This is a genomic window from Pseudoalteromonas sp. PS5 (genome assembly GCF_004103255.1).
Taxonomy (GTDB): Bacteria; Pseudomonadota; Gammaproteobacteria; order Enterobacterales; family Alteromonadaceae; genus Pseudoalteromonas; species Pseudoalteromonas peptidolytica.
On record NZ_RCSQ01000125.1, the window covers coordinates 1 to 10,381 of the forward strand.

Sequence of the window (10,381 nt, forward strand, 5' to 3'; positions counted from 1 at the left end):
AAACCGATCTCGGGTTAATTAGCGACCGAGACCCAAGCGCGCTTGTTTTCTTTTTCACAGAGCGCCAATGAGTCATTGGTTGTTTAGGCGCATTTGCGATTAACGCATCGAAATCAATGTCGCTTGCAGGCACTTCTCCTTGATGTGCCAATATCAAGGAGTGAGGCTGTAATGCTTTTACTTTGGCTAGCGACAATCGATATAATCGAGGATAGAAGACTGGAAAGGGTGCAACAAACTGCCCTTTTACCTTGACGGTCAAATCTGCAACATACATACGCCCGCTAGGTTGATGTAGTAAGCTAATGTCTCTGTCGGTATGGCCTGGGGTATGAATAGCTTGCCACTGCTCGAAATAAGGCAGCTTATCACCATCGGCCAAGAAAAAGTCTGGTGCAAGGCGTCTTGGGTACCACAGGTTACGTTTCGCTTTACGCTTTCTTCCCGCAACCCATAGAGCCAACGCCATATCAGAAAGGTGCATCATGACACCATCGATACCACGATACCACTGACTGGGTGCATTTGCCGTCGCTATTTTAGCGCCAGTGAGTTTTCTGAGTTTGTGCGCACCACCGGCATGATCTGGGTGCATATGTGTGACGACAATAAGTTTGAGTGCACTAAGAGGTTTTTGTAGTTGCTGAATAAAATGACAGACCACGTCAACATCGGCACGACAGCAACCATCAAGTAACAGTAGCTCTGAGCCGTGCTCAACCAAATAAATATGTTGAATATAACCCTCTAAGGTATGGATTTTCATTAGTCATACTCATATCCCTAATCAGATATCAACATAGCATAGGTTAAAGACATCTGACCAGTTGTCATATGAACGTGATAAATTTCAGGCATAAAAAAACCGCAATTAAGCGGTTTTCTTATAAGTCATGGCGGAGGGGGAGGGATTCGAACCCTCGATAGGGCTACAAACCCTATACTCCCTTAGCAGGGGAGCGCCTTCAGCCACTCGGCCACCTCTCCGGCGCAATACTTTAAAAATGGCGGAGAGATAGGGATTTGAACCCTAGATACGCTATTAACGTATGCCGGTTTTCAAGACCGGTGCTTTCAACCACTCAGCCATCTCTCCATGGGCAAAGATAATACTTAGCGATTTAAGCGCTGTAAACCATTTTTAAACTGTTTGCTTAAAAAATGTTCTAAAAATAGGTTTTTTTTAAAATTGTGCCAGAAATTAGCGGTTTGACAGGGGGGTTTTATCAAAAGTACTGGTTGAAGTGATGCTTTTGTGGTCTATTTAAACAAATGCTGACGAGAGCATGGCGGGTTGGGACGCCATGCTCTGTGCAGACTTACTTATACATAATCACGTCTTTTAACGCTAAGTGTTGACCACAGACTGCGAGCCACTTCGTCAAATTGAGTCGACGTTGTTTCGTTGCTTGCGTTTGGTTAAGCGTGTTTTGTGATGGGCTGCAAGGCGCAGCTGAATTAAGCATGTCTGGCTCCTAATTAAACTATGGTTGAAAACAAGGCTATTTTGCACGCAATTTGTTCAAATTTAAAACGATAAAAATTACTGTTTTCGGATAAAAATAACTAATGTATTTTGTGTTTTTCCCTGTTTGTAAAATTGTGATTTTGCATATTTATGCGAGTGGGTATTTATCTTGTGTTCGATTAACTTCAATTAAATCATTTGTTTGGTTTTCTTTGTTTTGTGTGCCAATTTTTTTATTGGTTGTTTATTCATATAAGTTGATTTTTTGTATTTGAGAGGCTTTATGCTGGTGGTGGTTAACCCTTTATCGGGTGCTGAGGGAGATGCGCAGAGCGCATGGTTAAAGCAACAATTAAAACAACAGCAGATAACGGCAACTTGGTTTAATACCACCGGCAACTTTGTATCAGACAGAGATGCAATAGTAAAAGCGACGACGACAGGGACGACAGTAGTAGTAATTGGTGGAGATGGCACCTTACACTTAGTTGCCAACGCCATCGCTCGGCGTAATAATCCACTCGCCTTGCTTCCTGCTGGTACGGGTAATGATTTTGCACGGCAGTTTAACTACTCCAAAGCACAGTGGCGAGCTGCCGTATTTTCAGATCAAGTTACCAATATTGACTTGGGTAAAGTAGATAGCCGCTGGTTTGTTAATGTTGCAGGCGTTGGGTTTAACGCGCATGTAATGAATAACTTGGGGCAAAAGAAGCGCTTGGGAAAGCTTAGCTATACCTATGCGGGATTAATTTCGCTATTTAGTGCAAAATCAATCCGCTATCACAGTAAAACATGGCCTGAGCACGGTATGATGCTGTTGCTCGCCAATGGTAAACACTTTGGTGCAGGGCTAACTCCTGCGCCTATGGCCAGCTTGAATGATGGGCAATTGGAGCTGTTGTGGTTTACACCGAAAACACATTGGCAGCGGGTGGTAGTATTTGCCAGTATGTTGCTTAAGCGCCATATTGGCGCGAAAAATGTGCATCACGACCGTATTACCGAACTTTGTATAGCACAAGCGGGATATGATATTGAGGCCGATGGTGAAATAGTTGGGCGCACACCAGCAACCATCACATGTTGCCGCCAAGCGTTGAGCATAAAAAAAGCGCCATCATAAAATGGCGCTAAAAAGTAAGAAGCCAAAGTATTGGTAAAACCTCAACTTCTAACTGGGGACCGAATGGACAACCATGTGTAAATGCGATCCAAAGGAGTTAATACAATTGCATTGCCAAGGATGACCAAAATAAATCCAATGAACGTATTTTGTTGCCATTCAAAGCCTTCAAACAAAGTGCTCAACGCTACAGCAACAAACGGAAATAACACAATTAAATAACTGGCTTTCTCTGGACCAATATTCTTGAGCAAAGAGAAATAACAACCAAAAGCAATGACGGTGCCAAATACACTAAGATAAATAAGTGACCACCAATAAGATGCAGGAGCTTGGTTGATAAATTGATGCTCACTGAAGGCCACATAAGTGGCCAGCATGATGGCGCTATATAGCATACCCCAAGCATTTCCTGCCATTACATCAATTTGCTGGTTTGAGTTACGCACGCTCACCATATTGCCAAGTGACGCGACTACTGTTCCCGATAGAGCTAATAATAACCCCATGAAGGCATCGCTTTGCAAATCAAATGCGACCAAATCGTGCCAAAATAAGCTGACTATACCAAGCGTGCCGAGCGACGCACCAAAGTAAATACGTTTGGCAATTGGCTTGGCAAAAAACAGCTTTGTATTAATGATATTGACGACTAGCAATAAAGAAAATGCAATCGAAGCCATTGCCGAATTTAAATGTGCTTGAGCCCAATATAGAAATAAATAGTTAGCACCAAAGTTACACAGAGCGAGTAAAATAAAAAAGCCATGATCGCGGCGGCAAAAGCGCATCGGCACCCGTTTGTAAAAAACAAATACCCACATACAGATCGCCGCAAGACCAAAACGGTAAAATAGCGATACAAACTCATTAACGTTGCCTAGCTGATACTCGATGGCCAGCCAAGTTGAGCCCCATATCAACACGGTAATAGTATAGAGAAACAGATTTTTCATGATCGGCTCTAAATTAAAACAACAGTAGATGTGCGTAGTGTACGCTGCTATTCTGTATAAGCTATATACAGAATTTGTTATTTTAAACCTATACAGATTATTTTATTTATGAGTACAGTGATCGAGCGTCAGCAATCCGCTTTTTTATATCAACAAGTAATCCAAATGATTTTATTAATGGCGGAGCAAGCGTCTATTTTGCCGGGAGAAAAACTGCCATCACTTCGCGCAATGGCGCAAAATCTGAATGTCAGTATTCCAACTGTTAAGCAGGCCTATCAAACACTAGAGGCGCAAGGAAAGGTCATCGCGAAAGAAAAGTCAGGTTATTTCTTATGTGAAGATCCTCCTGTAAAACATTCACCGAAACGCGCAAGATTGCCAGCCAACCCTGTCGTTGTGAATAAACAGGCATTGATTGAGCAGGTGTACTGTGGCATTCATCAATCGCACGCTGTGCCACTGGGGATTGCAAATCCAATTGCGATCGCAGGTACGGAGCAGGTGCTCGCAAAAATCATGCGCCGAGTGATGAAAGAAGCCGGCAGTGAGTTGATTAATTATGGTCCGATGGATGGTTTGGATAGTTTAAAAAAACAAATAATAAGGCGTTATTTGGATATGGGGCTGGCAGTTAGCATGGATGAGCTTGTTATTACTAATGGTGCTCAAGAGGCGCTAGCAATTGCGCTACAGGCGGTAACACACCCTGGTGATGTCATCGCTATTGAGTCGCCATGCTACTTCGGCATTGTTGAGCTAGTAGAAAACTTAGGGCTGAAAGCAATTGAAATACCTGTGTGCCCTGACGATGGTATTTGGCTTGATGATTTAGAGAAAGCTTTGGATAAACATGATATTCGTGCTTGCGTCTTTTCTACCAGTATAAGTAACCCGCTGGGAAGTTATATGCCAGATGCTCGACGCGCGCAATTAGTGGAGTTACTGGAGCAGCGAGAGGTGGTGCTGATAGAGGATGATGTATATGGCGATCTCTACTTTACCGAACAGCGTGGTATACCTGCGCAGGCTTACAGTAAAAAGGGGTTAGTGATCACCTGTGCTTCTTTTTCAAAAACGGCAGCACCAAGCTACCGAGTTGGCTGGATGGTAGCGTCGCAATTTAGTGCAAAAGCGAAGCGTATCAAACGCGCATTGAGTTGTTCATCCTCTTTGATGAACCAATGGGCTTTAGCGGATTTTCTCAGCTCAGGAGGATACGAGCGCCACTTAAAGCTCGTTCGCAAACGGCTCATTGAAAATCGCGATCGCATGATCCTTGCGGTAAATTTTGCATTTGGGGATGAGGTTCGTGTTAGTCGCCCCAAAGGTGGGTGCGTGCTGTGGCTAGATTTGGGTAAGCAAGTAGATGGCGCTGTTTTATTCCAGCAAGCGTTAGCAGCAGGTATTAGCATTACACCTGGCACGCTTTTTAGCGCGAGTAAAAAATATCAAAACTGTATTCGTATAAGCTATGGCTTACCATGGTCAGATGAATTGGAACAAGCCATTGTGACATTGGGTAAACTGGCTGAAATACAAAGAAAAAGGGGGGATCTGACCCCCTTTAATGGTATTACTTAAATTTAAATAACTGATAGGCGGACATCTCAGGAATAGCGTTTGCAACAATGGCTTCGTGATGGGCTATCTGCTCAAACTCACCACATAAGCTGTCGGCTTTTTGCTCGATGGCTTTTGCTTGTTGTGTCACTTTGGTCTCTATTTGTGTCGCAAAGTCTTCCATACGTTGCTCAAAAGCACTCATATCACCATTTGAATTTGACATTTCAGTGCCAATCGTCACGAGTAAGCTGCCGATTGATTGCATCATCGCTCCTTTGATAACGGTTTCTACTTTTTCACTAAATTGCTCATCAAAGTTACTACCAAAGTCATCGAAGGTTTGTTTGCCCATGACGAATGCACCTTGCTGGTAAAATGTACCGTGTACTTGAGTTTCAAAATCGTTTATCACTGCATGAATATCATCGAGATTGGTTAGGTTGAATGTTGTGGCAACCTCGTTGAGCGCAACTCCTGCTAGTTTGATGCCCTCAAAGGCGATATTGGCGACTTGGGGCAGCCGACCCCTTAATTGTTCACTGTATTGCGTTAGCATCGCTTGTTGTTGTTGATTGAGGGGGATGATGTCGCCATTGAGCGTAAGGGTTCCTTGACTGGTGATCTCTGCTGTTGCATGGCTTGCTGTGGTGATAACTAAATTATCCGGTGTGATACGAACGTCATTTTGAAACTCGACTTCACAATTTTCATCGTTAAAGGTAACGGTATGCTGTTCATGCGCTGCAACCGTGGTGCTCATCATTGTTGCGGCGGTTAGTAAGATAATTTTATTCATGGTCAATCCTTATTGGCTCAGTGACAAATATGACATTACAAAAAAGGTGCCAATTAATAAGTTTAATATAATCAAAGCTTTGCGGTTTTTAGGTGTGGAATGAAGTGTTTAAAAAATAATGGAATTGACTAAAATTTAGCTATTCTTATCACTTTCTACAATCCGATAAAAATTTTTTATTGTGAAGACAAAAAAGTCTCACTTTTCAGAATGCAAATTTAACGCTAAATAATGATCTTGAGAGACGGTTCTCATTTTATTAATGACTATATAATTTGGAGTAAGTTGTGGGTAAGACATTCTCTTACGATGCGCTTGATGATGATTTTGCTGATGATGAATTTGAAAAGTTGGGTCGTAACCAACATGATAAGCAAAAACGTAAAGTCAAAAGAAAGCTAGACGACTACTTAGAGCAAAAACGCCTACGTAGAAATCTAGGCGACGATGATTTCGACTATATTGACGATTGATATTGTACGTCTATCACGAATAAAGTTGTGAATACTATTATCGCTAGATAATAGGGTGGTTGGATGACGTAAGGCCAGAGGTATAAAGACCTGAAACGGATTACACACCAGCTCACAGACCTCATAAGCAGCCGCATACGCGGCTGTTTTGTTTAGTCTTTGAATGACTGGTGGCAGTCTTTGCAGCCCTTCGCCCAGTCTTTAAATGCTGAAGCGATGATCTTCTTATCACCTGATTCTGCAGCTACCGCTAGTGCTTGTGCGTATTCGGCAAACTTTTTGGCTTTGCCATCAAACTCAGCACGGTCTGACCAAATGGCCGGTAGTGCGTCAGTGCTTCCCTTATCTGAACCTTCGATAAAAGCTTCCCATGGCATTTTTGATAATTGTGCAGCATTTTGTGCGCGTTGCTTAAATGCTTCGGCATCGAAAGGTACTTTGCCCTTTAACATGTCCCCCATGTTACCGATTTGGAAGCGGATCAGCTGGAAAGATGCTTGGCGGTATTGAATGGCATCTTCCGCAGATTCAAACATGGTGTTCGCCTGTGCGGTTGCCGCAAGGCAGCTTAATAGTGTGACGGTAAGTAGTTTCTTCATAGTCATAAACCCCTAATTATTTTCCCTATTGTCAGTGTAACTTTTAAATACAAGCAAACAATTGCGATGAATGTCATCGATAATTTACCGATGTTAGCTCTCAATATCTTTGAATATCATACCTCGACGCATGCTACGGGTAGCAAGAAAAATTTCTGCTAGCAAGGAAACAAATGCACCAATCAGTAAAACCATTGCAGCGATAAAGCAAGCTGACAGCGTAATGCCAAGTGGCATACTGTACAAGTGTGACATGAACAGGAGCATAACCACGGCACAAACTAAAAGTGCACTAAGGACGCTCATACTAAATGCGATATGAATAAAGCGAGAGCGCTTTAATAAAGCTCGCATTTCACGGCAAAGTGCATTTTTAGCTCTTCGTCTTGTGTGCTATTGATTTTTCTATCTAGCAAGCGCGCTCTGTCAGTAATTCTCGCTAACCGATTTGACAGTACCCCTAAGGTCGCTGCAATCCCTGTTATTAAAAACACCGGTGCCACAGCGGTTTGAATCACTTTTGCCATGGTAAGAATGCTAACAACATCAGGCGTCATGGTAGTACCTCATTAATTCCAGCGTAGTTTTGATAATGTGTTTGGCTGCTCGCCAATAAGTGTCTGTAATACGTTATTTTGCTCATCGAGTAATATTAACCTAGGTATCCCTTTATTTGCATAGCTGTTGTAAATCGTACGGTTAGGATCAGCGACAAAGTGGATAGGTAGTGCTTGGGTATCATTGAACTGTTTCAGTGTAGTCTGATTTTGCTCGCGGCCAATGGCAATAATCGTTAAATTTGACATGTTGAGTAATGAAGACGCTTGTAACTCGTTCAATAGCCGCTGAGAGTCAGAACACCAAGTTGCAAATAATATCACCAGTTTTTTGTGCTCAGCTTCAAATGCGACTTTGTTATCGTTAATATCGGTTAGGTTTAGATGTTTAAAGCGCTCGCCCACTTGAATATAGGTTTGATACCCAGATGCAATTGGTACTTCATGAGACGTGCTGCATCCGTTTAGCCCGGTTGTGAGCAAAGTAGCAAGCAGCAAGGATTTTATTATTGTTTTCATGCTTTGTCCTATGAGCGTGTGAGTATTTTTGAAGTATGACGTGTATTTAAGTATATTGCCCCATTTGGATAATTTCTTAAAACCTAATTACTAACGCAGATTGGTATCACCTTCGTCACTATGATTTATCTTTCGTTATTTGGACTTGCGTTTATTGCTGCTACCTTACTTCCTGCCTCCTCTGAGCTAGCACTCAGCGGCTTGGTGACACAACAACAAGGTGAGTTGCTGTGGTTATGGGTTGCGGCAACAACTGGCAATTTGCTTGGGAGCTGTGTGAATTATTATTTAGGGTGGTTTATCGTCAAGTGGCGGGATAGACGGTGGTTTCCAATTTCTCAAAAGCAGTATGATGCCGCATGTGCCCACTTTAACCGCTATGGTAAGTTTTCATTGTTATTTGCGTGGTTGCCTATTGTTGGCGATCCGTTGACCGTGGTGGCAGGTTCTTTAAGAACGTCATTTACTTGGTTCTTTTTATTAGTGGCGCTTGGAAAAGGAGTACGCTATGCGCTCGTGATATTCCTTGCCCTACAGGTGATGTCATAAGGCAAGGAAGGGCAACGTTATTTACCGCTTATTTCGGTGCCAATCGAGAGTCAAAGAAACCGAGTCTGCAAATCTGAGTGCATGAGGCTTATCCACAGTTACTTTTGCATAAGTAACATCTTCGTGACGATGGCACTCAGACAGAATGTCGGCAACCAACTTTTCAAGTAACAAAAAATGCCCTTCTTCAACCACGGAGATAACCGCTTTAGTCACGGTTTTATAGTTCAGCGCGTGGGTGACATTATCGTGGTCTAAGCATGCCGTATCCGCCGGATAGTGGATCTCAAGGTTGATAACGACATCTTGCTTTTTTTCTCGCTCTTCAGGGTTAAAGCCAATAAAAGTGCGAAGTCTTAGATTTGTTACTTTAATGATGGCATTGGACATACAGTACTTATCCTTTCACTAACTGCAAAAACTCGTTACGTGTTTTAGGGTCGCTTCTAAAGTTACCAAGCATAACCGAGGTGCGCATGCTGGAGTTTTGCTTTTCTACGCCACGCATCATCATGCACATGTGCTTAGCTTCAACAATGACACCGACCCCTTTGGCGCCTGTTACTTCTTCCACAGCTTTGGCAATTTGGTGGGTAAGTTGCTCTTGGATTTGAAAGCGTCGTGCAAACATGTCAACAATACGTGCAAACTTTGATAATCCAAGTACTTTGCCATTTGGAATATAAGCAATATGACAACGCCCCACAAAAGGCAGAAGGTGGTGTTCACACATGGAGTACAGTTCAATATCTTGGATCAATACCATGTCATCTGCATCTGAGGTAAACACAGCATTGTTGGTGATTTCATCCAATGTTTGTCGGTAACCTTGAGTCAGATACTCCATTGCCTTTGCTGCTCGTTTGGGGGTATCTAGTAATCCCTCTCGACCCGTGTCTTCGCCAACGGCTGCTATGATTGATTTATAACTCTGTTGTAATTCGTCTTGCATAATGCGCTACCTCAAATGACGACCGCCGTCGATTTGTATCGTACGACCCGTCATGTAATTACTATTTAAGATCATTTCAACGCTGTTAATGACTTCTTTGCTCCCAGGCTCTATTCCCATGATAGACTTTTTCAATGTTTTTGCTTTGTATTGTTCACTATCATCTTGGTTAAAGATAATCAGTGAAGGTGCAATGCTATTAACTTTGACCTTAGGTGCAAATTTGGCGGCAAATGATCGCGTTAGATTATCTAGTGCTGCTTTGCTTGCGGCATAAGCAATATGTTTTGGGCTACCTTTTTCTACTACGTAATCAGTAATGTGGATCACATCACCAATGGCATCGTCGGCAGCCAATAACTCGCCTAATGCTTGATTAATCAAATAGGGTACTTTTGCATGTATTCGCATCATGTTGTCAAACAGGGTTGCGTAGTCAGGGTTATTGACTTCACAATCCCAACTTGATGCGTTGTGAATAATGGCGCGTAGTGTGTTTGTGCGTGAGCGAATGTCCGTGGTCAGTTTGGTAATTGTATCTGGCTGATCAAAATCAGCATGAATACAAGTGACGCCTTGTGTCTCTAACTCATCGATCACTTGGTGCCTGGTTCTATAGGTTAATATGACCGGCTGTTGGCGCGCGATAAAATGATGCACCATAGCAAGTCCAATGCGCTGGGCGCCGCCAGTTATTAAGATAGGTGCAGCTGCTTGGCTCATAAATCAGTCACCTTGAGAGGTTAAGTAAAGTAATGGCTGTGGTGCAATGCAAGCACTGCACCGTCAGAAATTGAGTTATAATACCAATTTGACTTAA

13 protein-coding genes, 2 tRNA genes and 1 pseudogene are annotated in these 10,381 nt (G+C 42.7%); 4 read left to right on the top strand and 12 right to left on the bottom strand.

What is annotated here, in order from left to right:
* From D9603_RS15465 to D9603_RS21850, 4 genes are all read right to left on the bottom strand, one after another.
* Positions 1-766: MBL fold metallo-hydrolase (locus D9603_RS15465; RefSeq protein WP_128731986.1), on the bottom strand; the 766-nt coding region annotated here is incomplete at its 3' end.
* Between the two features lie 128 nt (positions 767-894).
* Positions 895-987, bottom strand: a tRNA-Ser gene (locus tag D9603_RS15470).
* 18 nt (positions 988-1,005) lie between these two features.
* Positions 1,006-1,096, bottom strand: a tRNA-Ser gene (locus D9603_RS15475).
* Between the two features lie 223 nt (positions 1,097-1,319).
* Positions 1,320-1,466, bottom strand: a complete 147-nt coding sequence (locus tag D9603_RS21850) for a hypothetical protein (RefSeq protein WP_170178652.1) — start codon at positions 1,464-1,466, stop codon at positions 1,320-1,322.
* Positions 1,467-1,751: 285 nt separating this feature from the next.
* Between D9603_RS21850 and D9603_RS15480 the strand changes: the two genes are divergently transcribed.
* On the top strand, positions 1,752-2,594 hold the full coding sequence (locus D9603_RS15480) for a YegS/Rv2252/BmrU family lipid kinase (protein WP_128731987.1): 843 nt from the start codon (positions 1,752-1,754) through the stop codon (positions 2,592-2,594).
* A gap of 41 nt (positions 2,595-2,635) precedes the next feature.
* Here the strand turns inward: D9603_RS15480 and D9603_RS15485 are convergent, their stop codons facing one another.
* The gene (locus D9603_RS15485) at positions 2,636-3,550 is read right to left on the bottom strand and encodes a DMT family transporter (protein WP_125253591.1); all 915 of its coding nucleotides are present in this window, start codon (positions 3,548-3,550) and stop codon (positions 2,636-2,638) included.
* 108 nt (positions 3,551-3,658) lie between these two features.
* Here D9603_RS15485 and D9603_RS15490 point away from each other — a divergent pair, with 108 nt between their 5' ends.
* Positions 3,659-5,134 (top strand): PLP-dependent aminotransferase family protein, encoded by a 1,476-nt coding sequence (locus D9603_RS15490; RefSeq protein WP_128731988.1) that lies wholly within the window; start codon positions 3,659-3,661, stop codon positions 5,132-5,134.
* Here D9603_RS15490 and D9603_RS15495 read toward each other — a convergent pair.
* The gene (locus D9603_RS15495) at positions 5,127-5,912 is read right to left on the bottom strand and encodes a DUF2884 family protein (protein ID WP_128731989.1); all 786 of its coding nucleotides are present in this window, start codon (positions 5,910-5,912) and stop codon (positions 5,127-5,129) included. The genes D9603_RS15490 and D9603_RS15495 overlap by 8 nt on opposite strands.
* A 287-nt stretch (positions 5,913-6,199) precedes the next feature.
* Here D9603_RS15495 and D9603_RS15500 point away from each other — a divergent pair, with 287 nt between their 5' ends.
* Positions 6,200-6,385, top strand: a complete 186-nt coding sequence (locus D9603_RS15500) for a hypothetical protein (protein WP_010604204.1) — start codon at positions 6,200-6,202, stop codon at positions 6,383-6,385.
* A gap of 152 nt (positions 6,386-6,537) precedes the next feature.
* Here D9603_RS15500 and D9603_RS15505 read toward each other — a convergent pair whose 3' ends face one another.
* From D9603_RS15505 to D9603_RS15515, 3 genes and pseudogenes are all read right to left on the bottom strand, one after another.
* Complete coding sequence (locus D9603_RS15505; protein ID WP_185745613.1) at positions 6,538-6,990, bottom strand: cytochrome c; 453 nt, start codon at positions 6,988-6,990, stop codon at positions 6,538-6,540.
* 87 nt (positions 6,991-7,077) lie between these two features.
* Positions 7,078-7,541 (bottom strand): annotated as a pseudogene (locus D9603_RS15510) (DUF2721 domain-containing protein).
* 12 nt (positions 7,542-7,553) lie between these two features.
* Positions 7,554-8,060, bottom strand: a complete 507-nt coding sequence (locus D9603_RS15515) for a thioredoxin-like domain-containing protein (RefSeq protein ID WP_128731990.1) — start codon at positions 8,058-8,060, stop codon at positions 7,554-7,556.
* A gap of 120 nt (positions 8,061-8,180) precedes the next feature.
* Between D9603_RS15515 and D9603_RS15520 the strand changes: the two genes are divergently transcribed.
* Complete coding sequence (locus tag D9603_RS15520) at positions 8,181-8,609, top strand: YqaA family protein (protein WP_128731991.1); 429 nt, start codon at positions 8,181-8,183, stop codon at positions 8,607-8,609.
* A 21-nt stretch (positions 8,610-8,630) separates the two neighbouring features.
* Here the strand turns inward: D9603_RS15520 and folX are convergent, their stop codons facing one another.
* The 3 genes from folX to folM are packed head-to-tail and all read right to left on the bottom strand — an operon-like array spanning position 8,631 to position 10,284.
* On the bottom strand, positions 8,631-8,999 hold the full coding sequence (gene folX / locus D9603_RS15525; protein WP_128731992.1) for a dihydroneopterin triphosphate 2'-epimerase: 369 nt from the start codon (positions 8,997-8,999) through the stop codon (positions 8,631-8,633).
* A gap of 7 nt (positions 9,000-9,006) precedes the next feature.
* The gene (gene folE, locus D9603_RS15530) at positions 9,007-9,561 is read right to left on the bottom strand and encodes a GTP cyclohydrolase I FolE (RefSeq protein WP_125253598.1); all 555 of its coding nucleotides are present in this window, start codon (positions 9,559-9,561) and stop codon (positions 9,007-9,009) included.
* Between the two features lie 6 nt (positions 9,562-9,567).
* A complete protein-coding gene (folM, locus tag D9603_RS15535) occupies positions 9,568-10,284 on the bottom strand; it encodes a dihydromonapterin reductase (protein ID WP_128731993.1) in 717 nt (238 codons plus the stop codon).
* Positions 10,285-10,381: the final 97 nt, after the last annotated feature.